This window comes from Lutispora thermophila DSM 19022 (genome assembly GCF_900142105.1).
In the GTDB taxonomy this organism is placed as follows: domain Bacteria; phylum Bacillota; class Clostridia; order Lutisporales; family Lutisporaceae; genus Lutispora; species Lutispora thermophila.
Genome location: NZ_FQZS01000018.1, coordinates 53,412 through 80,311, shown reverse-complemented (window position 1 = coordinate 80,311; position 26,900 = coordinate 53,412). Strand labels below are relative to the sequence as shown.

At 36.3% G+C, this 26,900-nt stretch carries 23 protein-coding genes; 4 read left to right on the top strand and 19 right to left on the bottom strand.

Translation table 11 applies throughout. The features are described 5' to 3' along the window. The 8 genes from BUB48_RS13000 to BUB48_RS12965 form a co-directional block, all read right to left on the bottom strand. Positions 1-302 (bottom strand): hypothetical protein (locus tag BUB48_RS13000; RefSeq protein WP_139249988.1); only part of this gene is annotated, 302 nt, incomplete at its 3' end. 164 nt (positions 303-466) lie between these two features. Continuing rightward, positions 467-1,669: a methionine gamma-lyase gene (gene megL / locus BUB48_RS12995; protein ID WP_084524607.1), complete on the bottom strand. Its 1,203-nt coding sequence runs from the start codon at positions 1,667-1,669 to the stop codon at positions 467-469. 62 nt (positions 1,670-1,731) lie between these two features. Beyond that, entirely contained in the window at positions 1,732-3,099 is a 1,368-nt protein-coding gene (locus tag BUB48_RS12990; protein ID WP_073026658.1) for a Na+/H+ antiporter NhaC family protein, read from the bottom strand. A gap of 55 nt (positions 3,100-3,154) precedes the next feature. Continuing rightward, a complete protein-coding gene (locus BUB48_RS12985; RefSeq protein WP_073026657.1) occupies positions 3,155-4,708 on the bottom strand; it encodes a sigma-54 interaction domain-containing protein in 1,554 nt (517 codons plus the stop codon). A 463-nt stretch (positions 4,709-5,171) separates the two neighbouring features. Then, on the bottom strand, positions 5,172-5,336 hold the full coding sequence (locus tag BUB48_RS12980; protein ID WP_073026656.1) for a zinc-ribbon domain-containing protein: 165 nt from the start codon (positions 5,334-5,336) through the stop codon (positions 5,172-5,174). Between the two features lie 167 nt (positions 5,337-5,503). Further along, positions 5,504-6,883, bottom strand: a complete 1,380-nt coding sequence (locus BUB48_RS12975) for a VanW family protein (protein WP_073026655.1) — start codon at positions 6,881-6,883, stop codon at positions 5,504-5,506. A 35-nt stretch (positions 6,884-6,918) separates the two neighbouring features. Beyond that, positions 6,919-7,554, bottom strand: a complete 636-nt coding sequence (locus BUB48_RS12970; protein ID WP_073026654.1) for a hypothetical protein — start codon at positions 7,552-7,554, stop codon at positions 6,919-6,921. A gap of 63 nt (positions 7,555-7,617) precedes the next feature. Further along, positions 7,618-7,842: a hypothetical protein gene (locus BUB48_RS12965; protein WP_073026653.1), complete on the bottom strand. Its 225-nt coding sequence runs from the start codon at positions 7,840-7,842 to the stop codon at positions 7,618-7,620. A gap of 338 nt (positions 7,843-8,180) precedes the next feature. On the opposite strand from BUB48_RS12965, the gene BUB48_RS12960 reads away from it, so the two are divergent. Beyond that, positions 8,181-8,543 carry a VOC family protein gene (locus BUB48_RS12960; RefSeq protein WP_073026652.1) on the top strand — a complete coding sequence of 121 codons (363 nt, stop codon included), beginning with the start codon at positions 8,181-8,183 and terminating at the stop codon, positions 8,541-8,543. Between the two features lie 109 nt (positions 8,544-8,652). Continuing rightward, positions 8,653-9,402, top strand: coding sequence for a YwaF family protein (locus BUB48_RS12955; RefSeq protein ID WP_073026651.1), 750 nt, complete (start codon positions 8,653-8,655; stop codon positions 9,400-9,402). 24 nt (positions 9,403-9,426) lie between these two features. Here BUB48_RS12955 and ychF read toward each other — a convergent pair whose 3' ends face one another. From ychF to BUB48_RS12940, 3 genes are all read right to left on the bottom strand, one after another. After that, positions 9,427-10,524, bottom strand: a complete 1,098-nt coding sequence (ychF, locus tag BUB48_RS12950; protein WP_073026650.1) for a redox-regulated ATPase YchF — start codon at positions 10,522-10,524, stop codon at positions 9,427-9,429. Between the two features lie 135 nt (positions 10,525-10,659). Further along, positions 10,660-11,463, bottom strand: coding sequence for an MFS transporter (locus BUB48_RS12945; RefSeq protein ID WP_073026649.1), 804 nt, complete (start codon positions 11,461-11,463; stop codon positions 10,660-10,662). Positions 11,464-11,670: 207 nt separating this feature from the next. Next, complete coding sequence (locus tag BUB48_RS12940; RefSeq protein WP_073026648.1) at positions 11,671-13,872, bottom strand: DNA topoisomerase III; 2,202 nt, start codon at positions 13,870-13,872, stop codon at positions 11,671-11,673. Positions 13,873-14,249: 377 nt separating this feature from the next. Between BUB48_RS12940 and BUB48_RS12935 the strand changes: the two genes are divergently transcribed. Beyond that, positions 14,250-15,635, top strand: coding sequence for a sodium-dependent transporter (locus tag BUB48_RS12935; RefSeq protein ID WP_073026647.1), 1,386 nt, complete (start codon positions 14,250-14,252; stop codon positions 15,633-15,635). 100 nt (positions 15,636-15,735) lie between these two features. Here BUB48_RS12935 and BUB48_RS12930 read toward each other — a convergent pair whose 3' ends face one another. After that, positions 15,736-17,634: an ABC-F family ATP-binding cassette domain-containing protein gene (locus BUB48_RS12930; RefSeq protein ID WP_073026646.1), complete on the bottom strand. Its 1,899-nt coding sequence runs from the start codon at positions 17,632-17,634 to the stop codon at positions 15,736-15,738. A 182-nt stretch (positions 17,635-17,816) separates the two neighbouring features. Here BUB48_RS12930 and BUB48_RS12925 point away from each other — a divergent pair, with 182 nt between their 5' ends. Then, positions 17,817-20,180: an ATP-dependent DNA helicase gene (locus tag BUB48_RS12925; protein ID WP_084524603.1), complete on the top strand. Its 2,364-nt coding sequence runs from the start codon at positions 17,817-17,819 to the stop codon at positions 20,178-20,180. 3 nt (positions 20,181-20,183) lie between these two features. Here BUB48_RS12925 and BUB48_RS12920 read toward each other — a convergent pair whose 3' ends face one another. The 7 genes from BUB48_RS12920 to BUB48_RS12890 form a co-directional block, all read right to left on the bottom strand. Then, complete coding sequence (locus BUB48_RS12920) at positions 20,184-21,374, bottom strand: DUF438 domain-containing protein (protein WP_073026645.1); 1,191 nt, start codon at positions 21,372-21,374, stop codon at positions 20,184-20,186. A 67-nt stretch (positions 21,375-21,441) separates the two neighbouring features. After that, the gene (gene rluF / locus BUB48_RS12915; protein WP_073026662.1) at positions 21,442-22,134 is read right to left on the bottom strand and encodes a 23S rRNA pseudouridine(2604) synthase RluF; all 693 of its coding nucleotides are present in this window, start codon (positions 22,132-22,134) and stop codon (positions 21,442-21,444) included. 20 nt (positions 22,135-22,154) lie between these two features. Further along, on the bottom strand, positions 22,155-22,355 hold the full coding sequence (locus BUB48_RS19165; RefSeq protein WP_073026644.1) for a DUF6954 family protein: 201 nt from the start codon (positions 22,353-22,355) through the stop codon (positions 22,155-22,157). A gap of 158 nt (positions 22,356-22,513) precedes the next feature. Continuing rightward, positions 22,514-23,089 (bottom strand): 50S ribosomal protein L25, encoded by a 576-nt coding sequence (locus BUB48_RS12905; protein WP_073026643.1) that lies wholly within the window; start codon positions 23,087-23,089, stop codon positions 22,514-22,516. A 113-nt stretch (positions 23,090-23,202) separates the two neighbouring features. Next, the gene (locus BUB48_RS12900) at positions 23,203-23,886 is read right to left on the bottom strand and encodes a phosphoribosylaminoimidazolesuccinocarboxamide synthase (protein WP_073026642.1); all 684 of its coding nucleotides are present in this window, start codon (positions 23,884-23,886) and stop codon (positions 23,203-23,205) included. Between the two features lie 168 nt (positions 23,887-24,054). Next, a complete protein-coding gene (locus BUB48_RS12895) occupies positions 24,055-25,623 on the bottom strand; it encodes an ATP-binding protein (RefSeq protein WP_073026641.1) in 1,569 nt (522 codons plus the stop codon). A gap of 160 nt (positions 25,624-25,783) precedes the next feature. After that, positions 25,784-26,884, bottom strand: coding sequence for an endospore germination permease (locus tag BUB48_RS12890; protein WP_073026640.1), 1,101 nt, complete (start codon positions 26,882-26,884; stop codon positions 25,784-25,786). Between the last annotated feature and the right edge of the window lie 16 nt (positions 26,885-26,900).

The window sequence follows — 26,900 nt, the reverse complement described above, 5'->3', positions numbered from 1 at the left end:
GCTATTTTATACATATTGGGAATCATTAGAAGCAATCCTTGGCTTGCGGTATAGGTAGAGGATAGAGCTCCTGCTGTCAGTGCTCCGTGAACAGCACCGGCTGCACCGGCTTCAGATTGAAGCTCTGTTACCAATACTTCCTGACCGAATATATTCTTCTTTCCATTAGCCGCCCATTCATCTACATGTTCTGCCATGTCTGAAGATGGTGTAATGGGATATATTGCAGCTACATCTGTAAAAGCATAGGATGCATATGCTGCAGCGGTGTTACCATCCATTGTTTTCATCTTTCTTGCCATCTTTTATCCTCCAATTCTTTTGCTAAGTTAAGAATGAATAATCTAAGAACAACATTGTTTATTCCTGTATTGAATCTTTCTGCTCTTGATAGTTGCTTATGTGTCATAGAAAAGAAGCTGGACACCAGCTTCTTTTCTATGCTAGTACCACAGCTCCGTTGTCTCTATTTAACCAATTTATCCAGTGCTTGTTTCAGATCATCAATGATATCGTCTGGGTCTTCCAGACCTACTGATAATCTAACTAATCCTTCTGATATTCCAGCTGCTGCTCTTTCTTCCGGAGTATATGGTGAATGAGTCATGCTAGCTGGGTGCTGGATCAGTGTTTCTGCGTCACCCAAGCTAACAGCTAATGTACATAACTCTACAGTGTTCATTAATTTTTTACCTGCTTCCATTCCGCCTTTAAGTTCAAACGCAATCATTGCTCCAGGCAACTTCATTTGCTTCTTAGCCAGTTCATATTGTGGGAAGCTCTTTAATCCTGGATAATAGATAGATGATACTGCTGGGTGATTCTCTAAGAATTCTGCAACCTTTTGAGCATTTGCACAATGTCTTTCCATTCTGATATCAAGTGTCTTCATTCCCCTATTAATTAGATATGCATCAAATGGGCTTAGAGAAGCACCTGTCATATCTTTTATGCCAACTAATCTAACTTGATCAATAAATGCTTTTTTACCAACTGCAAATCCAGCGATAACATCACCATGACCATTTAAATATTTAGTTGCAGAATGAACTACTACATCTGCTCCTAAATCCAAAGGTCTCTGAATATAAGGTGTGCAATAGGTATTATCTACTACTACAATACAACCTTCAACTTCATGAGCGATTTTAGAAATAGCTTCTATATCAGCAAGATTCATATTTGGATTTGCTGGAGTTTCAAGATAAACTATCTTTGTATTTGGTTTCATAGCTTTTCTTACATTTTCAGGGTCTGAAGTATCTACAAAATCTACCTCTACACCAAATCTGGTCAAGCCATGGTTCATATATGCAAATGTACAACCATATAAGGTCTTAGCTGCTACTATATGATCTCCTGCGCTTACTGCTGCCCAAATAACAGATGTTATCGCACCTATTCCGGATGCTGTAGATACGGCTGCTTCTCCGTTTTCTAGACTGGCTAATTTTTCTTCAACCTGTGTATTGGTTGGATTACCTAATCTTGTATAAATATATCCTCCTTCTTCTAATGCAAATCTTCTTCCACCCTGTTCTGCTGAATCAAATATAAATGTGGAAGTTTGATATATTGGAGTAGCCAATGCACCGTGTTCATTCTTCTCATATCCAGCATGAACTGCTCTTGTTGAGAATTTCATCTTACTTAGTTTTTCCTTATTCATTATTATTTCCTCCTTATATTAAATAAATAGATAGTATTGGCAATATATATTTATTAAGCTTATTAGCATTTTAGCTTACTTTGAGGCATATCATGTTCAAAATTCCATGGATCTTTTTTAATAGCTCCATCAGTAAATGGAATAAAGATGGAAGCAACTGCAAATACAGTTAGGAAAAATACATACCACATAAGGGGTATAACTTGGAATGGACTTACTAAGCCATTTGTAAATCCTACAGCTATGAGCATTTGTGCTCCATATGGTATAAGTCCTTGCATTATGCATGAGAATGAATCCAGCAATGAGGCTGATCTTCTTGGATCTACCTTATATTCATTGCTAATTTGCTTAGCAATAGGTCCATTTATGATAATAGCAACTGTATTGTTCGCTGTAGCAGCATCTGTCAATCCCACCAATGCGGCTATACCAATTTCTGCGGATTTTCTTCCTTTTATCATTCCTTTTACTTTCTCTAGAATCCATTGTATTCCGCCTTCTTCAGCTACCATATATGAAAGGCCACCAATCAGCATGGAAAGCAAGAATATTTCAAACATACCAGTAAATCCTGAATAAATTTGTTGTCCTAGACCCAATAAAGTAAATTCCCCATAAATTAAACCTATTATTCCTGATACTAGAATTCCACCTGTTAATACTATAAATACATTTACTCCTTTTAATGAAGTGAGTAAAACCAATATATAAGGCAACATCTTTACTATGCTATATGAATACTCTCCAGCCGCTACTGCTTGAACTGGTTTTCCAAATATAAGCAAAAGTATAAATGTAAGCACTGCTAATGGGAATGCCATTAAGAAGTTACACTTAAACTTATCTTTCATCTCACAACCTTGAGTTCTTGTTGCTGCTATTGTTGTATCAGAAATAACCGATAAGTTATCTCCAAACATAGCTCCCCCCATCATTGCTCCCAAAACAAGAGGCAAATATAGACCTCCCTTTTCAGCTAATCCTACTGCAATCGGTCCTACCGCAACTATTGTTCCTACCGAGGTACCCGTAGCTAATGAAATAAAACAGGATATAATGAAGAGACCTGCTGTTATGTACTGTGCTGGAATCAATGTTAAAGCAAAGTTTACAGTTGAATCAACTGCACCCATAGATTTTGATACTGTAGAGAAAGCTCCTGCCAATATAAAAATTATGCACATTATTATGATATTCTCGTCTCCACAGCCCTTAACAAATGTGTTGAATTTCTCGTCGATGCTTCCTTTAAACATTATGAATGCGAAAATAACTGCTACAAGCGCAGCTACCGGAGCTGGCAATTGATAAAATGCCATGTCCACTCCTTGAGCTTGAAGAACTAAGCCTGTTCCCATATACACGATGATAAAGATTAGAAATGGGATCAATGCTTTGCCATTACTTTTTTTGTTTAAATTCTCCATTAACATACCTCCTAATATTTATTAATTAACCCTCATCTTGAGAGGTTAATTTCATCTAAACATCAAGCTTGTCCTTGTTTATCCCATACTTTTTCATCCTATTGATTAGCAAAGTATGGGTAACTTGAAGGTTTCTAGCTGCCTCTCTTATGCTATTGCTTGTTTTTAAACTTTCTACAATCATTTTCTTTTCAAGGTTTTCAATGCTTTTTGTTAATGAATTATCTATTAATCCTGAATCCGGAACAAGGGAATAATTGAGTATAATATCCTTGGCTGAGATCTCTCTTTTGGTGGCTAAAGCAATGGCTCTTTCTAACACATTCTGAAACTCTCTCACATTTCCCGGCCAATTGTAATTAATAAGTTTTCTCATTGCATTCTGTTCTATCCCATCAATGTGCTTATTGTATCTTTCCGAGTAAATCCTCGTAAAATGTTCAAACAGAATTGGAATGTCTTCCTTTCTTTCCCTTAAAGGTGGAATATTGATGTTAAAAATATTGATTCTGAATAACAAGTCCAGTCTGAACTCCTTAGCCTTTACCATTTCATCAATATTTCGATTTGTAGCAGTTATTAGTCTCACGTCAAAGGGAATTTCTTTAGAACCTCCTACTCTCCTTACCTTTTTTTCCTGAAGCACACGGAGCAATTTTGCCTGTAGATGTGGTGGCATTTCACCTATCTCATCTAAAAATACGGTGCCTTTATGAGCAATCTCAAAAATTCCAGCTTTACCTTCCTTAATTCCTCCGGTAAATGTACCAGGCTCGTATCCAAACAATTCGCTCTCCAACAGCTGATCCGGTATTGCTGCACAGTTTATGGCAATAAAAGGCTTGTCTTTTCTGCTGCTTTCGTTATGTATGGCTCTGGCAAAAAGTTCTTTTCCAGTTCCGCTTTCTCCCGTAATTAAAACAGGTGAATCTGATTTAGAATAGAGTTTTCCCTGATTTATGGCATCAATCATCTTGTTACTTTCGCCAATAATATCATCAAAAGTAATTGGATTATCATATCTATTAAACACATTAGATCTATCAATATCATATAATGACATTAAAAATCCTGTGGCAACATATTCATCGTTTCTAATAACTTGCAGATTAGCACTATATAATTGATTTCCTATTTCAATTTCTTCCGTAACCATGGGCTTTCTACTATTGCTCTTTCTCAAAGATGCCAAAAGCTTATCATAGTCATTTATGTACTTTCTAATATTTACTCCCTTTATATCCTTTCCATTTGTAAAAAATATCTTCTCTGCAACATAATTATTGATATACTTTATATCTCCTTTTTTGTTTATCAGAATTACACCATGAGGAATGATGTCCAACACATTCTTCATCTCAGTATCTTTTTCTTCAAAAGGAAACAGATCTATCTCTTCAATGCTTTCCCACCCGTCAATGTTGGATAAATCCTTTTTTATGCTCTCCCATACTTCATCAGTAACAGGATGTAAATTTATATAACATACATAAGCATATACTTCCATCAAAATAATAGGAGCATTATGTTTATATAGTACTGATAAAGTTCTATAGGTAAGATGTGGTATATCTTCGGAAAAAGATAATTTGATCTTTCTGTTCTTCATTTTTCATCCCTCCTTTAATGTATCGCAATTTACATGCCAAAAAAGCGATTTGCACACCCCTTTATAATTGAGAGACCAATAATATCAGCATATTTATTTTGGAATGTTTTCATTCCATTGGGAAAATATATGACAAATCAGTCAATATTTTGGTTTATATTTGTGCCATTTGTATCAACATTAAACCATATAGTCAGAAATTTAACAAGATGAGCACTGAACATAATTTAAAACAAAATTCGACATATTTTGCTATAACAGTATTTCAACTGTTGCTAATAGACAATTTGCTTAATTAGCTTTATTACACAAAATATTAAACACGCTTAAACGGGGATAAATCATATAAATACATATCATAAAAAGAATTGAAAAAAGATACAACAAGAAATGGACAATAAAAGCATGAAAAAAGAGCTGTGCACTTTAACAAAAGCACAGCCCTGTTTTTACATATATGGAGTTATTTTCTAAAACCCCTGTTGTTCTGCTGTTTTCTAGCTCTTCTACATTCCGGGCATCTCTGGGGCTCATTTTCAAAACCCTTTTCCTTGTAAAAAGCCTGTTCGCCTTCTGTAAAAACGAATTCTTTTTCGCAATCTTTGCAAGTAATTGTCTTATCTGCCATTTCAACATTCCTCCTTTTCAATTTTTTAAAGTTTAAAACTGATTGACTCAACGCTTCAAAGGAGAAATGTTGTTAATCCTGTTTTAATCTTTAAAGTACAGCTTTGCTATACTTCTCATTAAGTATAACATCATTATTTATATAATGCAAAGGTTTTTTATATACTATCACATATTATTTTTTATCCCGCGTTTTACTATTTGGTTCACAGGCTTGTATATATCTTCAGAAATGACTTCCGTACCTATCAATTGACCATTTTCATAAGCTTCTCGTATAACCCTCACTTTATAACCCGGCGATCCCTTTTTTACAACAAGAACATCCCCTAGAGGCAGATCGACATCCGATACAATTTCAGTTTTGGGGAGAATCTTTTGGTATACGTCATTCTTAATTACATATGTACGATTTTTCAAATTGGAACTTGAAAATAAGTCAATGTAAATATTTTTATCTTTTATATAGGCTTCAATGAGGAGTGGATATCCTAAATCGTTCTTCATCTTTAAATCAATGCTACCCCAGGAAACTGTGGCATCCAAGCCTAAACCTATATAAGAGGGAGCCAGACCGTGAGCTTTTCTTTCTATTACCTTCAGCCCGCTGTCCAACATGGCTTTGTAAAGTGTAGAGGATACTTGGCATATGCCTCCTCCAATACCTAGCTTATAGCTTCCATCTTCCAGTACAGGTGCTACCTGAAATCCTCTTTCTCTTGTCCTTTCTCCAACACGCTCATTAAAACTGAAGACTTCTCCATCCATAAGCACAATTCCATTGATAGCACTGGCAGCCAGTTCAATATTTTTTATTCTGGCAACTGAAGAAGAAAAAAAATTTGTGCTTGCGGAAGATATTTTTGCATCTATTACATGCAAATCCTCCCCAGTGATAGATGCCTTTGTCTCTATTAAAGGGGCATCTATTACAATTTCATTTAAAGCACCCGATTCTATGCCTTTCTTTACTTCTTCTTCAAGCTTTTCCACATCAAGCCTATAACCTTTAATGTCATCCACAACTTGAATTTTATCTTCAAAGTTCACACTGATCTTTGCGTCTTCCGGTTCTCTGTTTATATCCATTTCAACAATGCTGCTAAATTCTCTAAGATAGTCTTCGTCATACTCATAACTAATATCATACCCATGGGAAATCCCATGCTTTATGATTTTGTATTTATTTATGGAACTCAAAGCCTTGCCGGTTTCAAAAGCCTTGAGAACCCCAGTTTCAATATCATAAGACTTTATAAGCCTAGAACAGTCCAATTTATAAGTCTTACCATCTACAATAACATTGAGTCCTTTTTCCAGCAGAGGAGTTATGTATTCAGCCTCGATGATTTTATTGCCCTCTAATTTTGTTTTGCCTCCTAAATCTATTCCTGCCACCTTAATACCCGGATATATGAGATCATTCCACTGCTCATTTTTATCATTAATTTCCCAAAAGAAGCCAAGGAGCAATCCAATAATACATATAGCGAATTCCAAACAAGTAATTTTAGCAGCTTTGGTAAGTCTATATTCTCTATAATCCATAGAATCCCTCTAATCCTAAGGTATATTTATATATGCTACTCTTCTTTCCTGAAGAAACTCATAATATTATTTATTCTCTGTATCTCATATTTTATAATATTGTTCTGTTCCTCCAGCATTTTTTGCTTGGCAACTATTTCTTGCTCGTAATAATCTATCATCTGCTTTAACTTCTTTATTTCTTCCTTGTGTTTTTGAATTGTAGCATTTACAGCATTATTATAATCCTTGGCAAACTCATTAAGGGCCTTTAATCTTCTTTCTCCGTCAGACATAAGAATATTGATATTTGTATTAGATGCATTAATTATATTCATTACCGAAGCTTTATGTACAGCATAAGGCAGATTTTCCGGTAGAGCATTTATAAAGTTTCCAAGCATGAAAATTGTATTAATATTGCTGTTCTCCATCTCATAAATAGCGTATATTTCTTCTATGGTCTTATTTTTATCATAGCTGACTCTTTCAAATCCGGAACTGTTATTTTCCTTTTTTTGTGGTTTTGGTTCGTTACTGTTGTTTTGTAGTTGCTTGCTTGATTCATTCACTTTTTGTGAAAAACTCAGCTCTTCTTTCTTTTTTTCATTATCTGTCACTCCTTGTCCACTTCCACTGGATGATTTTTCCACTATTCTGAATTTTTCTAACATGCTTATCATCTTTGACATAACATCTCTCCCCTTATTAATATTTTTCATTATGGCAAGTAAGTTAAGAAATATATGATATAATTACATTAATTTATATATAATGCCTTTTCCAATGAAAGCAGATATAAGCAAGGCCATAAGTCCCACAAGAAAGTAAGAAAATTTCTCGGAAAGTTTATAGTTTCTTTTTAATAGAAAATAATCAAGAAGTTTTATTGCATTATTACATACCAAGAGTACAAGAACACCAGCCAGTGGCATAAATAATATTATCTTAAGCATAGCAAAATCACATCCTATGTCCATTAGGATAACTTCAAATATATATCAAGGTCAAAATTTATACATGATTATATATTATCATACATAAATCGCCAATAGGTGTAAATATATCTGATACTTTTGTACTATTTTTCATATTTCTCTCTAATTCTAAAATACTAAATTTCAAACTGCTGCTTGCCATATTTTGTATAACATCGTCGATAACCTGTTTTGTGAATATAAATCCATAAGCAGGTTATCCTTTGATATAAATATAAATCCCAACCGCCAATATTTTCAGTAAGTTAAAGCATAGTACGACTTGTAAATATTGACTTGAAACATATATAGTATGAAATTAAAAAACGAGGTGAATAAAGATGAAATTCTGCTGGACTACATTAACAGTAAAAAATATGGAAGAATCCCTCAGGTTTTATCAAGAAGTTGTTGGTCTTCCTGTTCATAACAGATTTCAGACAGGGCCCGGAATAGAGATAGCATTCCTTGGAGATGGGGAGACAAAGTTAGAATTAATAAGCAACGAAAATGTAAAAAACTTCAATATGGGTCGAAGCATTTCCATTGGATTCCAGGTAGATTCTTTAGATAATATGATGGCTTTCTTGAAAGAAAAGGGAATAGGCATCCACAGCGGACCATTCCAACCTAATCCAAATACCAAATTCTTCTATGTATTAGATCCTAATGGGTTAAAGGTTCAGTTTGTAGAATCCATATAGGGACTAGCAATTATAGTCCCTATTTTTTATCATAATTTTGGCTACAGTTAATCATAAACTATGATATAATATTTTTCATCATCAAAAATTCGACGGAAGGTGCTGAATAATGTCGTTTTATGAATTTATAAGCAAAGAACCAAGTATTATAAAACCATTTCAGTTATTTGGGACAAGCCATATATTCGCTCTAATTAGTGTCATATTGTCCATTGCCATATTAACAAAACTCTCCAATAGATCAGAAGCAATTCGTAAACACTATAAGAGGTTTCTGCTTTTTATGCTTCCCATACAAGAGATCTTAGTAAGGTTATGGATTTGTTTTTATCAGGATTATAATCTCGAATCCATGTTTTCCCTGCATCTTTGCAGTATGTCAATAATTTTTTGTACTATAATTTTAATTAAGTACGATCAATCCTTGTTTGAAATAATCTATTTCTGGGGATTGGGAGGAGCAACTCAAGCATTATTGACACCGGATATCTCCACTTATGGATTCCCTCATTTCAGGTTCTTTCAAGTATTTCTGTCCCATGGCCTTATAATAGCCACCGTTATATATTTCATTTTTGTTGAAAACAAAAAAGTAAGAAAAGGCTCACTAAAAAGAATTTTATTAACTACAAATATATATGCAGCATTTGTTTTTATAGTAAATATGATATTCAAAACAAATTATCTCTTTATAGGTCACAAACCTGAAACTCCGTCATTAATCGATATTTTAGGACCCTGGCCATTTTACATTATATGGCTTGAGATGCTAATGCTGATTGTATTCAGTTTATTATATATACCTGTTTTATACAGTTATAAGCATGAAGCAAAAAAAGATTTGGGAGAATCATTATAAGAAAGGAGCGGTTTTCCCACTCCTTTACACATTAAATCTGAAATTGCAGATGTCTCCATCTTTCATTACATACTCTTTACCTTCTAGTCTTACAAGCCCCTTTTCCTTTGCTGCAGCATAACTTCCGCAGGAAATAAGATCGTCATAGGCTACGATTTCAGCTCTAATGAAACCTCTCTCAAAATCAGAGTGAATCTTTCCTGCTGCCTGCGGTGCCTTTGTTCCTTTTGTTATGGTCCAGGCTCGGCTTTCTTTTTCTCCTGCCGTTAAAAAACTGATGAGATTCAAAAGCCTGTAGCTGGATTTTATCAGCCTGTCAAGACCTGACTCGCCAATTCCCAGTGCCTCAATAAACTCGTCCTTTTCTTCCTTAGGCAAGTTTGAGATCTCTTCTTCAATTTTTGCACAGACAACCATGGCTTCATTGTTTTCGCTCTCTGCATATTCTCTGACTTTTTTTACAAAGTCATTGCTCATACCATCATCAGAAACATCATCTTCAGCTACATTGCATACATATATCACAGATTTAGTAGTAAGAAGGAAAAGGCTATCAGCAAACTTCGCCTCTTCTTCACTTTCAAATTTAACTGATCGGGCAGCTTTCCCTGAATTCAAAGCATCTATAATCTTTTCAATCCAGGCTACTTCCTGCTCATATTTCTTATCTCCTTTTGCCGCTTTCTTAGCCTTGTCAAGCCTTCTTCCAAGAACTTCGATGTCGGAAAGAATGAGCTCCAGATTGATGGTCTCTATATCTCTTATAGGATCTATGGTGCTGTCCACATGGACAATGTTTTCATCTTCAAAGCATCTTACCACATGGATTATTGCATCTACCTCTCTTATGTTGGACAGAAACTTGTTTCCCAATCCTTCTCCTTTGCTGGCCCCTCTCACCAAGCCTGCAATATCTACAAATTCTATTGAGGCAGGCACTATCTTCTGAGAGTTAAACATCTTCGCCAGCACATCGAGCCTATTATCCGGAACAGGAACAACTCCTACATTGGGTTCAATGGTGCAAAAGGGATAATTGGCAGACTCTGCCCCTGCCTGGGTCAGTGCATTAAAAAGGGTGCTTTTCCCTACATTTGGTAGTCCTACTATACCTAGCTTCATTTTATAACCTCTTTCAATAATACTATATAATCTAGTATCTATATTTAAGACAATTTATACTTACCTAGGAAAGTATAAATTAAAGGCGATGATTTTTCAAGGTTATATTTTTACAAGAAGCATTTCATTTCTATTTTATAAAGATTTTTTGCCCATATCTTTGAGATAGCTTATAGGTTTTGACGACAACAATGTAGGCAACTCCACCAATACCAATATGATCCCATAGTACTTGATATAGATTCCGCTTCTCTGATATTGAATCTGGTTGAGAAAAGTAGTTATGGCATGAGTAGATTCATTAATCAATGCCATAGAAAATAAAAACATGAGAATCCTTTTATTTGCAAAAGCCATTTTAAGAGTCTCAATGGTATTAGAAGCATTACCCTTGCTTACTCTCGGTTCTTTAATAAAAAATGCTGCCGCTGCTGCAATACCATAAGGATAAATAGTTAGATACGCAGTAAGTTCCATTGATACAGAAGCAATATGCCAGGATAAAGAAGTAGCAATGAGAAAACCAACTACGCTTAAAGCATAATATCTCCCATAGGCTTTCTCATAATCACTCTTGCCAACCGAGCTATACAACAAGGCTACATCGCATCCCGAAACCCCGGAAACAGAAACAGCCAAAATTACTCTTTCAAGCAGAAACATTTGAAAGGAATACGTCCTATAGAAAACTATTTTAGATATAAAGTTCATAAACAATGAAATGACCAATGTAATCTTATAGCCATACCTATCGTCAAAAATTCCCCATGGTACCTCAAATAATATGGTAAGCACCATGAATATTGACTCGATAAGAAATATATCATATATGGATATGACTCTTGACTGCCTGTAGATGGTTGCAATAGGACCATAAAAAACAAAACCCTGTAAAAATGCAATAATGCGCAACAGGGTGTAATTTCTATTAAAACTCATGAAATGTACACCTCCAAAATGCATTGGAACAAGCTTCCTATAGATTAAAGGAAACTTCCTATAGCCCATTATGCAATACATCAAGGTGTACAAATATATATCATTTCCATGCTCCTTTATCTAAATCTGCTATTTTTATTATATATAATATTACAGCTATCAATTAACATTGACAAATACGAAATTAAATAACTGCCTTCGCTGCTGCTACTTCAGTTTCAGTTTTGCCAATGCATCTGCCAGAGCTGTGTTAATCGGTTCTTCCTTTTCTTTGCTCTGTTTCTTCAGATAATTTAACACTTCCTTCTTGGATACTTCTGTATTTTCTTTTTTCTTTCTCTCATTGAAGGCAGACAGCTTTTCTCTATAGCCACAGCTGCATATGAATATCTGGCCTTCTCCTTCTCCATGAAGCTCCAGCTTTTTGTGGCAATTTGGGCATCTTGCGTTAGTTATCCTTGCTATAGCTTCCCTGTACCCACAATCTCTGTCCTGACATATGAGCATCTTGCCCTTCTTGCCGTTGACCTCCAGCATATATTTCCCACATCTGGGACACTTGGTTCTTGTCATGTTGTCATGCTTGAACTTGCCTTCGCTGTTTCTAATCTGACTTACGATATCCTTTGTGTAATTCCTCATATTGTCTAAGAATATATCCTTGTCCAGAGCACCTTTGGATATGGCACTTAGTTTCTGCTCCCACTGAGCTGTCAAAGCAGGAGACTTCAACTCCTCCGGCACCAGTTGAAGCAGTTGTCTCCCCTTGGAGGTTATATAAATATCTTTTCCCTTTTTCTCTAAAAGGAAGGTGTTAAAAAGCTTATCTATTATGTCCGCCCTGGTAGCAACTGTGCCTATTCCCCCTGTCTCACCGATGGTCTTTATCAAATCCTTTCCGGCATCTGCCATGTATTTTACAGGGTTCTCCATGGCAGACAGCAATGTGGCTTCATTGAAGGGGGCAGGCGGCTTTGTCATACCCCTTGTTTGAACCAGAGAATTAATATTAAGCTTTTCTCCCTTTTCCACTTTAGGCAACAGCTGATCTTTCAACCCTCCTCTGAAATCTTCATCTTCTTCATCGGAATCAAAATTATTATTGTAGACTTCCTTCCATCCAAAGTTAATAACGGTTTTACCTTTTGCTATAAAGGTTTCGTCACCTATTTTTGCCTTTATGGTTGTTTCTTCATATTCAAAAGGTGGGAATAACACTGCGAAAAACCTTTTTACCACCAGGTCATATATTTTTCTTTCTCTGTCACTGAGCTTGGCCATATTAGCCTTCTGCTCTGTAGGTATAATAGCGTGATGGTCAGATACCTTGCTGTCGTCCACAAAATTCTTGTTTCCTTTTATAGTACCTCTCAGTATTTTTGCGGCTGCAACCGAGTAACTTCCCACTCCGCAAGCTTTTACCCTTTCTTCCAAAGTATCTACCATATCTGAGGATAAAAATCTGGAATCAGTCCTTGGATAGGTTAGAAGCTTATGGTTTTCATAGAGGCTTTGCATTATGGACAGGGTCTCTTTTGCAGAAAAGCCAAAGAGCCTGTTGCCGTCTCTTTGAAGCTCCGTCAGGTCGTATAAATGAGGCGAAAAGCTTTTCTTATAGGTTTTATTCACCTCAGTCACAATTCCATCTTTATTTTTAATATAAGCAATTATCCTATCGCATTTATCCTTGTCAAACATCCTCGTTTCCCTGGTCTTTGAATCCTGCCATATGAATTTTATACCCTTTGCTACGGCATTTATTCCATAGTACTCCCTTGGCTTGAAGTTTTTAATCTCCTCTTCCCGATGAGCCACCATAGCCAATGTAGGCGTCTGTACCCTGCCGCAGGAAAGCTGTGCATTGAATTTGCAAGTTAACGCTCTTGTGGCATTGATGCCTACCAACCAGTCTGCTTCGGCACGAGCTACAGCAGAAGCATAAAGGTTTTCATACTCCTTACCGCTTTTCAACTTGGCAAATCCTTCTTTTATAGCCTTATCTGTAACAGAAGAAATCCAAAGCCTTTTTATAGGCTTTCTTATCTGAGCCTTTTCTATTATCCATCTGGCCACCAACTCTCCTTCACGACCTGCATCGGTAGCAATAATGATTTCTCCTACATCATTTCTTTTCATCTGCTCTCGTACTATAGAGTACTGCTTGGCTGTCTCCCTTATTACCACCAGCTTCAATTCCTTTGGCAGTATGGGTAGATCTTCCAATCTCCATACTGCATATTTATCTCCATAGGCTTCCGGGTCTGCTAATGTCACCAGATGACCAAGAGCCCAAGTCACAATATATTTTTCTCCTTCCAAAAAACCGTTTCCTTTTTTATTGCAGTTTAAAACTCTTGCTAAATCCCTTCCTACGGAAGGTTTCTCAGCCAATACCAATGATTTGCTCATATAAACATCCCTCTCAAAATAGTCTCTATTAATATTATCACATTTTTTAAATTAAAGGAGGCCTCCTATGGAAGCTTTCATAAAAAGAGAGATGATTAAAAGAATCTTCTATTCTTTTTATTTAGATTTGTTAAAAATTTCATCACGATAGGTGTTAATTAAAGAAAGCCATAAGATTGATATTTTATTACAGTTATAAAATGAAAATGCCAATTGAGTAAAACTTCATTAAGTTTGATAAATTATTGACATTCACACAAATTCAATATAATATATCTAATAGTTGCTGCATGCTTGTACATTTAAATCTCTTATCCCTGTGATACCGGAATCATAGGGATGAGAGATTTTATAATAGTTATTAAGGAGGCCGTAAAATGAACAACAGTAATAACAAAAGAGAAACTTTCTCGTCAGGTCTGGCAGTATTCTTTGCAACATTAGGATCTGCCGTAGGCTTAGGCAACATATGGAAATTTCCATATATGGTTGGTGAAAACGGAGGCGGTGCCTTTGTTCTCATTTATTTTATATGTATATTACTGGTAGGCATGCCTATAATGATATCTGAATTCTACATAGGCAGAAGCACTAGGAAGAATGCTGTAGGAGCTTTTGAGGCCCTTAAGGCAAAACCTTTTTGGAAAACCATAGGTTATATGGGAGTTCTATCTTCATTGTTCATCATGTTTTTTTACAGCAGCGTAGCAGGCTGGGTTTATTCTTATGTATTTAAAGCATTAAAGGGAGATTTTTTACCTTTGGCATCCATGTCCATGGAAGATGCTGCTTTGAATGCCAGCAGCCAATATGATGCGGCCGTCAGTGGTTCCATATCTCCCTTTGTATGGCAATTCATCGCTGTAACTGTTGTTTCCATAATACTTATTGCAGGTGTAAAAAACGGAATAGAAAAAATAACAAAAACTTTGCTGCCATTATTGTTTGCTTTGGTGATAATATGTTGCATAAGGGCTTTAACCCTTGAAGGTGCAAAACAAGGTCTTAGTTTCTTGTTCCTCCCTGATTTTTCAAAGCTATCTGCATCTGCAGTTTTATCTGCATTAGGTTTAGCATTCTTTAAGCTTTCTTTGGGCATGGGCACTATGACAACCTACGGCAGCTACTTTACCAATGATAATAACCTGTTTGCCACATCTGCAAGAGTAGCTCTTTCTGATACCTTGGTATCACTGCTTGCCGGAATAGCCATATTCCCTGTGGTATTTACCTTCGGCATGGAACCTGGAATGGGCCCTGGATTGTTGTTTAAAACTATTCCACTGGTATTCTCCAAAATACCCCTTGGAAATGTATTATTGGTAGCATTTTTCATTCTTACATCCATTGCTGCCACAACAGCCATGCTGTCCCTTGTAGAAGTACCAGTAGCCTTTTTCATAGAAGAAAAGCAGATGTCAAGAAACAAAGCTGTACTCTTGTCCTCTGGACTCATATTGATTATAGGCCTATTGACTGTCCATCCTAAAAGTGTCTTCGGAAATGTAGTAATCGCCGGCAAAGGATTCTTCGACTTGTTTGACTACCTATCCTCTAATATTATGCTGCCTATAGGAGGATTGCTAATAACAATATTTGTTGGATATGTAGCAAATAAGGACCAATTAAGTTATGAGTTGTCTAACCATAAAACATTAAACAATGACGGTATGATAAAGTTCTATATAAGCATTTTGAAATATATAACTCCTGCATTACTTGTAATAGTATTTTTAAATTCCATAGGAATAATTAATTTCTAAATCAATAAGAGGTTGCTTTGCAACTGCAAATTGCTAGTTGTATAGCAACCTCTTAATTTGCTTAGAATCCAAAAGAAGCCATAAATACAGTAAATTCATTCTACTTTTGCTTCTTGGATTCTTCTATTTTTTCTGCCAGTTCATTGAGATATACCCATCTCTCCATCTTTTCTTCCAACAGTTTTTCCTGTTCTTCCTTATCACTAAGCAATTGTTGCAATCGCTCGTAATCAGAAGCAGCTTTTTCAATCTCCATTTCCAATTCCCGAATCCTTTGCTCTATGGAAGCTATTATATTGTCTATTTCCTCGTATTCCTTTTGTTCCTTGTATGTGAACTTCAATGTTTTTGGTTTTTCCCGTCTTTCTTTATTAGCATCCGCTTCTTTCGACTTATTGTCCTTTCCATCCTCTTTATCAGCTATTTCTTTATCAAGTTTTTCTTTCAAGTCAGAGTAATTACCTGTATGCTGCGAAATATAGCCATCACCTTCAAAGTAGAAAATCTTATCCACTACCTTATCAAGAAAATATCTGTCGTGGGATACTGTGATGACTGCACCGGGAAAGCCTTCCAAATAGTCTTCCAATATGGTCAATGTCTCAATATCCAAATCATTGGTAGGCTCATCTAAAAGCAGCACATTTGGAGCTTCCATCAACACTCTCAAAAGATGAAGGCGCCTTCTTTCACCACCGGAGAGTTTCCCTATAGGTGTCCATTGGAGTGTTGGGTCGAAAAGAAAGGTCTCCATCATCTGTGAAGCAGTAAGCCTATAGCCTTCTGCATTGGTGATGTATTCAGCGCCCTCCTTCACATACTCTATAGCCCTCATATTCTCATCCATATGATAGGTTTCCTGAGAAAACATACCTATTCGGACAGTATCGCCAATTTCCACACGACCGCTGTCTGGTTCCATTTTCCCAGCTATTATATTTAACAATGTGGATTTGCCTATACCATTGGGACCTACTATACCAACCCTGTCATCCCTTAACAGTATATAACTGAAATTCCTTATTATCTTTTTTTCTCCATAGGATTTGGATATGTCATATATTTCAATAACCTTTTTACCCAACCTGCTGCTAGCTACAGATATTTCAATGTTTTTATCTATAAACTCAGGTTCTTTGTCTTTCAACTCTTCAAAGCGTTGAATCCTTGCTTTCTGTTTTGTGGTTCGTGCCTTTGCTCCCCTTTTTATCCAAGCCAGCTCTCTCCTTAGGAGATTTTGCCTTTTCTCCTCATTGGCTCTCTCAATTTCTTCTCTCAACAGTTTTTTCTCCAGGAATTGATTATAATTCCCATAATATTCATAGAGCTTACCTCTGTCCAGTTCTATTATCTTGTTTGTAACCCTCTCCAAAAAGTATCTGTCATGGGTTACCATGAGAAGAGCACCTTTTCTCTTGTTTAGATAACCTTCCAAGTAGTCTATTATATCATTATCCAAATGATTAGTGGGCTCATCCAGTATCAATAAATCAGAAGGATTGATAAGGGCCGCAGCTAAAGCAATGCGCTTTTTTTGTCCTCCCGATAGGGTACCTATCTTGGCATTAAAATCCCTTATGCCAAACTTTGTAAGTATGGTTTTAGCTTCCACTTCTATGTTCCAGGCATCTACAGCATCCATATCCCTGGTAAGTCTCATTATAGCTTCTGCATCATTGGCTTCCAGGGCCTTTTCATATTCTCTGATAACCTTCATTACAGCTGTATCACCTCTGAATACTTGTTCCAGCACAGTAACCTCAGGATGAAAATCTGGGCTTTGTGGAAGATATTCTATGCTGATGGAACTTCCCTTGGTTATTTTGCCTTCATCAGGTACTTCAATGCCTGCTATTATTTTCAACAATGTACTTTTTCCAGTACCGTTTATGCCAATTATCCCTATCTTGTCACCTTCACTTATGCTCAAGCTAACGTTTTTTAATAATATTTTTTCACTATAGCTTTTGCTTATATTTTCCCCATTCAATATGTTCATATCTATCACATCCCGTATATATGCTATCACAACAACTTATGTTCTTTCTACAGTATATTTTATCATGTAAAGCCATTAGAGCTATATGTATTATATACTGATTTAGTAGCTTTCCAATTAAATTTTTCTATATTAAAATGAAATTGTACAGAAAAACCGACTGTGGAATAGGAATTGATATTATGAAGGATGAAAAGACAGAAAGAACTGGAACCCCAATGGTTCTGAAGATGTCCATAAGAAGTTTGGTAGAGTTTATTTTCCGCTCCGGCAATATAGATTCCGGCTTCATGAGCATAAGCAGAGCCCTAGAAGGCAGCAAAGCACATAGAAGGATGCAAAAATCCTATGGCGACGATTACAAAGCAGAAGTACCTTTGAAAAAAAACATTGAGTTTGAAGGCTATAGTCTTGTTCTGGAAGGCAGGGCTGATGGCATATTCATTGAAGATGGAAACGTAATAATCGACGAAATCAAATCAGTCACCCAACCCCTTGAGCTCATAGATGAAGATTACGATCTAAGACACTGGGCTCAGGCCAAGTGTTACGGCTATATTTACGGTGAAGAAAATGCTTTGGACAATATCACAATCCAATTGACATACATTCATCTGGAAACCGACGAAGTAAAGAAATTCAGAAAGTCCTTCCACATCCTAGAACTCAAGAGCTTTTTCTATGATTTGGTGGAAAAATACTGCAAATGGGCAGATTTAACCATCTCTTGGATATCCGCTAGGGATGATTCCATAAAGAAGCTGAAGTTTCCCTTCCCTCAATATAGAAAAGGCCAGAGGGAAATGGCAGCCGCTGTTTACAGAGCCATAAGGGATGAGAATATACTTTTTGCCCAGGCTCCCACAGGCATAGGCAAGACCATATCCACCCTGTTTCCTGCTGTAAAAGCCATGGGAGAAGGCCTCACATCCAAGATTTTTTACCTCACTGCCAAGACCACTACACAGATGGTGGCAGAGGAAGCCTTTCAGCGAATGAAGGATATGGGTTTAAAATTTATTTCCATAACCATAACCGCCAAAGATAAGATATGCTTCAAGGAAGAAAGGCAATGCACTCCTGGGTATTGTGAATATGCCAAAGGACATTTTGACAGAGTCAATGATGCCATCATGGATATACTCCAAAATGAAAAGGAAATAGATAGAGAAAAGATATTGGCATATGCAAAAAAGCATAGGGTATGTCCCTTTGAGTATTCTTTAGACATTGCATTATGGGCCGATTGCGTCATATGCGACTACAACTACTTATTTGATCCCAATGCCAGCCTCAAGAGATTCTTCATGGACAAAAAAACAGACTTTACTTTCCTGATAGACGAAGCTCACAATTTAGTTGACAGAGCAAGGGAGATGTATTCTGCAGAACTCTACAAAAAGGATTTCCTTGAACTGAAAAAACTGATGAAGGGAAAGAACAAGGAACTTCAAACTTCCTGCAACAGCATCAACAAGTATTTCCTGGAGCTTAAAAAGGAACTGGGTGAAGAATATCATCATGTAAGCAAGGGAGAATATAAGGATCTATATCAACTGCTAAACTCCTTCGTGGCCAAAGCAGACAAATACCTCTCTACTAATGAGGAGGCCCATAGAAATGAGCAACTGATGAGTGTTTATTTTGCGGCAATAAATTTTCTTAGAATATCCGAAAATTATGATGAGCATTATGTAACCTATATGGAAAAACATGTAAACAATATAAGGCTTAAGCTTTTCTGCCATGATCCATCGGTGCTCATAAGCCAGATATTGAAAAAGGGAAAGGCTGCCGTATTCTTTTCCGCCACATTATTGCCCATAGATTACTTCCATGAAATACTGGGAGGTGGTGAAAACAGCAAATCCATATACCTCAGATCCCCCTTTGATCCGGCAAATAGGTGCCTGCTTATCGGTGACGATATAGCAACCCGCTATAGCAAAAGAGATGACAGTTATGGCAAAATTGCCGATTATATACACAAAGTGGTGAAGGTCAGAACAGGCAATTACATGGTATTTTTTCCTTCCTATAAATACATGGAAAGCGTTTATGAAGAGTTCACAGCAAAATATAATGACTACAGTGTTAATATGCAAATGTCGGGAGCTACAGAAGAAGAGAAAGCCCTTTTCATAGAAACCTTTCAGCCAAATCCGAAAAACACCAATATAGGCTTTTGCGTATTGGGCGGTGTATTTTCTGAAGGGATAGACCTAAGAGATGACAGGCTTATAGGAGTAATCGTAGTAGGTGTTGGCCTACCCCAGCTCTGCCTTGAAAGGGATATTATCAAAAATTATTATGATAACAAAAACCAAAAAGGCTTTGAATATTCCTACATGTATCCGGGTATGAACAAGGTGATGCAGGCGGCAGGCAGATTGATCCGCTCTGAAACCGATAGAGGAGTTATACTTTTGCTTGATGAAAGATTTGCCCGTTGGGATTATCAAAGGCTTTTTCCAAAAGAATGGTTTCCATATACAAGGGTGAACGAAAAAACTATTGATAAAGTATTAGAAGGCTTTTGGAGTTAGGCATTACTGCCATTCCAAAAGCCTTTTTTCTCCTTCTATCTTTTTTATTTCCGTTATATCCTGGCTCACCTCAAGAACTCCCTTGTATTGTCCTTCCGAATCCTTCATGGCAAAATACTGTATGAGGATAGTCCTCTCTTTCATCTGTATCCAGAAAGTTGCGGAGTCCTTATGGCCCTTTCTGAATTCATCGATTATATTCTCCACCACATGAACGCTCTGAGGTGGATGACAATTCCTCACGTCTCTGCCTATGGCAGCAGGAGATCTGGGGAATATCCTGTCCTTTGGCCTTGTAAAAAATCTTACTTTGTTGTTTTCATCCACATATGTCAAATCTACAGGGAGGGCATTGAAAATCATCAGTGCTTGCTGAAAGCTTATCTCTCCTGTTTCCGTCTTCATCACCAATTCCTGTCCCTGCTTCACCACTTTGTCCTCTTCTTCCCAGATATCATCCTTTTCAATAGGAGGTCTTTCAATAAATGGGAATCCATATTCATAACTTTGTTTTTTCATATCGTACCATTCTTTATCATCAATGACTTCCATGGCAGAAGGAAACAATATATATTTTTCTTTATAAACCAGACCATACAAAATGAAAAGCAAATTTCCTATCTCTACATTGAAATCAGTTTCACTGGCTTCCTCAGATTTAAGTATGTATATAAGCTTTTTCAAAGATGCTCTGGCTTCATCATGGAGAGCCCACATGATGGACAAACCCTCAAACTTTTTCATCTTCTTCTCTAAGTATGGAAACAGTATGTTCTCTTTCTTTAGGTAATGATCATCAAACTGCTGAAGCTCTTCGATCCTCTTCAACAAATCATCTTTATTGTTCTTGAAATCCTTTTTCTTTATTATCTCCTTTATAGCCGACAACTTTTCCTCCAGAGCTTCATTCTCCTTCATCAACGCATCCAGGAAACTACCTTTTTCTGGCTTTTTCCATTGATATTTAATCAGAGATTTATTGAATACATGTATCACTTTATCCAATATCTCCAATATTTCCTTGGGTTTTATACCTCTTTGAATCTGGTTGGAGAATATTTCAAAGGCTTCCTGAGGAGTAACCTTCTCCAGGTCTTCCTTGTACTCATTATAAAGCATGGTTCCATCTCTTTTCTCCAAGACACCCTTTACATACTGAGTTAGTCTTTCCACCCTTCCAGCATTTGTTTCCATTAACATCCTCCTTTCAGATGCAATTGATACCTATTATAAGTGAGGCAAGGAGAACCCTCCCCATGTCTCATTTTAGGAGTCTCTTTAACTCTTCCAGCTCTTTAGGAGTTAAGTTTCTCCAATGACCTGTTTTCAAAAATCCCAGTTTTATATTCATTATGCGAATCCTCTTCAGCTTCATCACCCTGTATCCGAATACCTCACACATTCTTCTTATCTGCCTGTTCATACCCTGGGTCAATATGATGCGAAATGTATTCTTGTCTACCGGATATACCTTGCAGGGCTTTGTTTTTCTTCCCAGGATTTCCACTCCTTCAGACATGCCTTTAACAAATTCATCCGTTATAGGCTTATTCACTGCCACTATGTATTCCTTCTCATGATTATTCTCAGATCTTAATATTTTATTGACTATATCTCCGTCGTTGGTCATTATAATAAGCCCTTCCGAATCCTTGTCAAGCCTTCCTATGGGAAAAATCCTCTCTGGATGGCCTACAAAATCCACAATATTATCCTTTACTCGCCTATCTGTGGTACACTCTATGCCTACAGGCTTATTTAAAGCTATATATATTTTTTTCTTACCTTTAGGCTTTATAGGTTTACCATCTACAGCTACCACATCTCCGGGTTCAACAACAGTTCCCAGTTGACATACCTTGCCGTTTACCGTAACCCTTTTTTCTTCTATGAGCTTATCAGCTTCTCTCCTTGAGCAAAAACCGCTCTCTGCTATATACTTATTAATCCTCATCCTATTACCTTCCAAATCTATCATTTATTATGTCTCTTCCACTTCATTAGCATAAATCCCCACACAAAATATATAATCAAAACAATGATGGCTGTCAATATGCGTTCTCCCATTGTTCCATCAGCAAAAAGTAGAGGACCTATACCAAAAAAGGCTATGAGAATAAAGCTCACAATGAATATTGTATAAATAATATAATATATGGGTGACTTGTTTTCCATGATTGCTTTCCTTTCAGCAAAATTTTTTGGATTTCCCTAGTCACAACAAAGATAAAATAAGAATCTAAACATATCCTTCAATATGACAATTAAGGGGCTATCTTATTAGATAACCCCTTACATATTATATCACAATCTATTATATTAAATACATTTGTCTATTCTATCTCCTCAGATTGCACAGCTTCATCTGTCTCTTTGATTTCTGTAATCACTGCCACAGGGGTATCATCTGCGCCAACATATGTAACCCCTTCAGGCAGTTTAATATCCTTGAGCATTATATTATCCACATGATCATATCCACTTACATCAAACTCAATTGCGTCGGGTATAAGCTTTGCTTTTCCTTTAAGCTGAATTTCATCAATAAGACTTTGGAGTATCAGCTTCTTATATACCAATGTATCCGTCCCCTTAAAGATCAAAGGCACATTGTGGGTTATTTCTTCTTCTTCATGAACCACTTGAATGTCCATGTGAATCAACTTTCCAGACATGATATCGCTCTGGGTGTCCTTTATAAACCCGAAGTTTTCTTTTTGATCTAACACTAAAGTCAATTTAGCTCTGCTTCCAAAGTTCTTAATGACTTTATCAGCATCCTGCTTTTTGAATTTTACAGGTATTGAGCCTATACCTTTTCCATAGATGACACCCGGTACAAAATTCTCCCTTCTTACTTTGTAACCTTTCTCATGTCGATTAAAAGCTTCCAGCTTAGCTATTCCCATATAAATTCCTCCTTCAAATATTTATACGAGTGATATAAAGCTTCGAGCTTTTATTCGATTATATCATATTCTCCATCATTAAGCCAATTATAACAAAGCAAGACAGAAAATTATTATTCTAACATGAGTTTCTCCAATTCAAGAGGTTCTACCTGTTTCCCGTCCTTAAAGGCTCTCATATTGCCCCCGGAAATCTCATCTATGAGAACTATTTGATTATCTTCTCCTATTCTTCCGAACTCAAACTTTATATCATAAAGCTCCATGCCCTTCTTTGCCAGCTCTTCCTTTACAATTCCTGCAATCTTTCTTGTCAACTCTTTCAATACCTTATACTCGTCATGACTGAGAATTCCAAGCATGTCAAGGGCATCCTCAGTAATTGGTGGATCCTGTCTTGCATCATCCTTCAATGTAACTTCCACAAAGGCATCTAGCGGTTGACCTTCTTCTACATATTTTCCATATCTGCGCAAGAAGCTGCCAACTGCCCTGTATCTGCATATAACTTCAAGCCCATTTCCAAACAATTTGGCCGGTTTAACTGTCATAGTTGCAGCATCGATATCTGCATCTATATAATGGGTGGGTATGCCTTTATCCTTCAATATTTCAAAAAACATCTTTGTAAGCCTAAGTCCTGCTCTTCCCGCTCCCTCTACAGTTAAGCCTACTGTGTTTGAACCCGGATCAAAAACCCCGTTTTCTCCTGTCATATCGTCTTTGAACTTTAACAAATAGTTTCCGTCTTCCAATAAATATACGTTTTTTGTTTTTCCCGTGTAAATAAGTTTCATGCCCCGCATCTCCTTTTATATAATTTGAATCTTTAGTTCATTATACTATATCCGAACATTTTATAAAATATAGTTTTTGTCATTCTAGTATTAGAATATTTGATAGCTGCTATAAGCCTTTATTATTAATGTATTCATAGTTTTGTCGGGGCAATCAAACTTCTTGTTTTAAATTATATCGTTCGTGATTTCATCTTGTAAATCTTCATCTTCTATGCAGGGCAGCCACACTGTAAAGCTTGTCCCTTTTCCAGGTTCGCTTTCAACTTCAATCGTTCCTTTATGTTCTTTTACAATTTGATTGCACAAGTATAATCCCAGCCCTGTACCGGATTTCTTAGTTGTATAGAAAGCATTGCCTATATTTCTAAGTTCCTCTTCAGACATACCTTTTCCATTATCAATAACCTTTATATACATCTCATTCTTATCTTCATCAAAGCCTGTTTCTACTTCCAATCTTGGGTATTCTGTATCTTCCATGGCTTCCACAGCATTCTTGCATAAATTCAAGACAACTTGATTTATCTGACCTTCATCGCAGAGCAAATATCTCTCTTCCTTGGTACTGTTAAATATAATGCCTACCTTCTTTGCAAAAGGCGTGCTAACAATGAGGCTTTCAATCGATTGGGCCAAATCGCATATGGACATTTCCTCAAAGGTTGTCTCCCTTGGCTTTGACATGAATAGAAACTTGCTTATGATGCCATCAATTAGGTCTACACTCTTATTGATCTTGCTTACATGCTTCAAAATATTTGATTCCTTGGTAATTACCTCTATTATCTGGCAACTTCCCTTTATGGTAGATAAATAATTTCTTGTCTCATGTACTATGCCTGCTCCCATTTGCCCTAGCAATGCCAGCTTCTCCTGTTGAAGCATTATGTTTTGCTTTCTTGCTTCTTCCTGCTTGCTCAATTCCAGCTGATGATATGCTTCTTCCAACTCTTTGTTCTTGTCCTTCATCATTTTGTAAGGATATTTTACATAACTGACAAATACGGATTTGTACAGGTAATAGTAATATATTATCTTTAAAACATGTTCATACATCCAACTTATCGAAAAAGATCCATCAGATAGTATAAACATTATCTGAGCAGCAACGATTATGAATGGAGCTGTCAACAGATATCTATATATCTCTTCAGAATAATTGTTTATCTTTCCTTTTAAATTGACAAAACTCATTAGTGCAATAATGATTACCACCATTTCCGCAACTATATATGCCAATGTGAAGATTGGTCCTGTAAGCAAATCGGGAAATATAAAGGGTAAGTTAATTATCATCATAACCATGGCAAAAGGTATTACTGTAGCAATAAACAAGCATATCCATTTGTTAGTATTGAGCATGGGCAGTCTCAAGGATATGATGTATAATGCCACAACTTCCGTCAATCGTGCCAATACTGAAAACACTATAACAAATCCTGTAGCATCAATACCTGAAGTAAGAGGTACGGCAAAAACATATATATGGCATATGTTAAAAATAAGAACGGGCAGTATAGCAAAGCCCAGGAAATGTTTTTGATCCGATATCTCATCCATGGTATTCCATACGATCAGGAATATGGCAACAGCTATGAATGCGCATACAATTTCCAATAAACTATGGACAACTTTTACACAAACTTTCAATAATGCTAGGTATAGAATAACTGATATTATAAATCCTATACCAAGACTGTGGATATACTGATGAATCTCCTTTTTTCTTTCCATTTAATCTTTCACCACGCAATATATGTACATACATATGACACTTTTTTCAATAACTGTATAACTTGTATACAAACATATGAATAAGTTTATATATTCTAGAAAAACAAATCAATTCCTCCAAATAAATAGTTGTTTTTCCCAAATAATATATTGATATAGATTATACAGGATGTTTATTTTCTTTGCTATTCTTATTTTTGAATGAGAATATTGTAAATATGATATAGGGAATTATTATAAAGTTAAACAAGCATAAATAGGAATATATATTAAAGAATGCAAACAGCGTGAAAAGATTGCCGGCTAGAAAATAGGATGATAGATATACTGCCAAGCTTCCTATATATGTAATCCATATAAGATGTTTTCTTTTCAACCCTAATCCTTTTAAAAGTATAAGCATGGCATAAAAGGATAGAAGGTATTTAAGCATAAATCCCCCAAGGATTTGAAGCATTACATAAAGCTCACCAAATTCAAGAAACCTCAAATAGCTCACCTGCTGGGTCTGAATAAGCTTTGGATAAGCCATAGTATTGGCAAACAGAGGACCAAAGGTGGATATGATACCTGTAACTGATACAATTTCCATTTGGATTACAATAGCAAGTCCTACAGTAACATGCTTTATGATCTTTTCAGTTTTCTCTACCTTCGCTAGATAAGGTATGGTGATAGATATGCATCCATACAACCCAAGGGATTTCACTATAGATAATAAAAATCCAGGTTTTATTCCCTCTCTGAATACAGGAAAAAGCAAACTCAGATCCTTATATTTTGCAGTAAGAATCCCAAGGTTTATGCCTGCCATCATTATGAGAACTATCCCAATCATGGTGACAGTTGTAATGGCCACGATTTCTTTGCGAATGGTATAAATTATCGGGAATACAAAAAACAACAGCAAATACCACGTAGGTGTCTCTATCATCATATTGGTATGCATTGAATTGGCCTCAGCAGAGGCAGACTCTACCAAAGTTATAAACAGATTTGCTATAAAAAGAACTATTAGTGCATTTCCTAACTTTTTCCCAACAGCCTTTTCATATATCTCCCTCATATCATAGACTTCTGTCTTCCTGCAAATGCTTATTATATATATATAAAAGGCATATATAAGGGCTGATGAAATGGATATGGCAATCCAGCTTTCTCTTCCCCCATCTTTCATAAAAATTCCCGGATAGGTTTTTAAAGATACAATTGTAGTGGCCAGTATAAAAAAAACAAAGTGTTTCGAATTTAACTTATCCATATTTAACCTCACCTAA

Bases quoted from the DNA above. Each gene is read 5' to 3' on its own strand.
- BUB48_RS12900 (WP_073026642.1), bottom strand. From the start codon at position 23,886: ATGAAACTTATTTACACGGGAAAAACAAAAAACGTATATTTATTGGAA.
- rluF (WP_073026662.1), bottom strand. From the start codon at position 22,134: ATGAGGATTAATAAGTATATAGCAGAGAGCGGTTTTTGCTCAAGGAGA.
- BUB48_RS12965 (WP_073026653.1), bottom strand. From the start codon at position 7,842: ATGGACATAGGATGTGATTTTGCTATGCTTAAGATAATATTATTTATG.
- BUB48_RS12945 (WP_073026649.1), bottom strand. From the start codon at position 11,463: ATGAGTTTTAATAGAAATTACACCCTGTTGCGCATTATTGCATTTTTA.
- BUB48_RS12990 (WP_073026658.1), bottom strand. From the start codon at position 3,099: ATGGAGAATTTAAACAAAAAAAGTAATGGCAAAGCATTGATCCCATTT.
- ychF (WP_073026650.1), bottom strand. From the start codon at position 10,524: ATGAAGCTAGGTATAGTAGGACTACCAAATGTAGGGAAAAGCACCCTT.
- BUB48_RS12985 (WP_073026657.1), bottom strand. From the start codon at position 4,708: ATGAAGAACAGAAAGATCAAATTATCTTTTTCCGAAGATATACCACAT.
- BUB48_RS12960 (WP_073026652.1), top strand. From the start codon at position 8,181: ATGAAATTCTGCTGGACTACATTAACAGTAAAAAATATGGAAGAATCC.
- BUB48_RS19165 (WP_073026644.1), bottom strand. From the start codon at position 22,355: ATGGAAAACAAGTCACCCATATATTATATTATTTATACAATATTCATT.
- BUB48_RS12890 (WP_073026640.1), bottom strand. From the start codon at position 26,884: ATGGATAAGTTAAATTCGAAACACTTTGTTTTTTTTATACTGGCCACT.
- BUB48_RS12925 (WP_084524603.1), top strand. From the start codon at position 17,817: ATGAAGGATGAAAAGACAGAAAGAACTGGAACCCCAATGGTTCTGAAG.
- BUB48_RS12935 (WP_073026647.1), top strand. From the start codon at position 14,250: ATGAACAACAGTAATAACAAAAGAGAAACTTTCTCGTCAGGTCTGGCA.
- BUB48_RS12980 (WP_073026656.1), bottom strand. From the start codon at position 5,336: ATGGCAGATAAGACAATTACTTGCAAAGATTGCGAAAAAGAATTCGTT.
- BUB48_RS12975 (WP_073026655.1), bottom strand. From the start codon at position 6,883: ATGGATTATAGAGAATATAGACTTACCAAAGCTGCTAAAATTACTTGT.
- BUB48_RS12905 (WP_073026643.1), bottom strand. From the start codon at position 23,089: ATGGGAATAGCTAAGCTGGAAGCTTTTAATCGACATGAGAAAGGTTAC.
- megL (WP_084524607.1), bottom strand. From the start codon at position 1,669: ATGAATAAGGAAAAACTAAGTAAGATGAAATTCTCAACAAGAGCAGTT.
- BUB48_RS12895 (WP_073026641.1), bottom strand. From the start codon at position 25,623: ATGGAAAGAAAAAAGGAGATTCATCAGTATATCCACAGTCTTGGTATA.
- BUB48_RS12940 (WP_073026648.1), bottom strand. From the start codon at position 13,872: ATGAGCAAATCATTGGTATTGGCTGAGAAACCTTCCGTAGGAAGGGAT.
- BUB48_RS12955 (WP_073026651.1), top strand. From the start codon at position 8,653: ATGTCGTTTTATGAATTTATAAGCAAAGAACCAAGTATTATAAAACCA.
- BUB48_RS12930 (WP_073026646.1), bottom strand. From the start codon at position 17,634: ATGAACATATTGAATGGGGAAAATATAAGCAAAAGCTATAGTGAAAAA.
- BUB48_RS12970 (WP_073026654.1), bottom strand. From the start codon at position 7,554: ATGTCAAAGATGATAAGCATGTTAGAAAAATTCAGAATAGTGGAAAAA.
- BUB48_RS12920 (WP_073026645.1), bottom strand. From the start codon at position 21,374: ATGGAAACAAATGCTGGAAGGGTGGAAAGACTAACTCAGTATGTAAAG.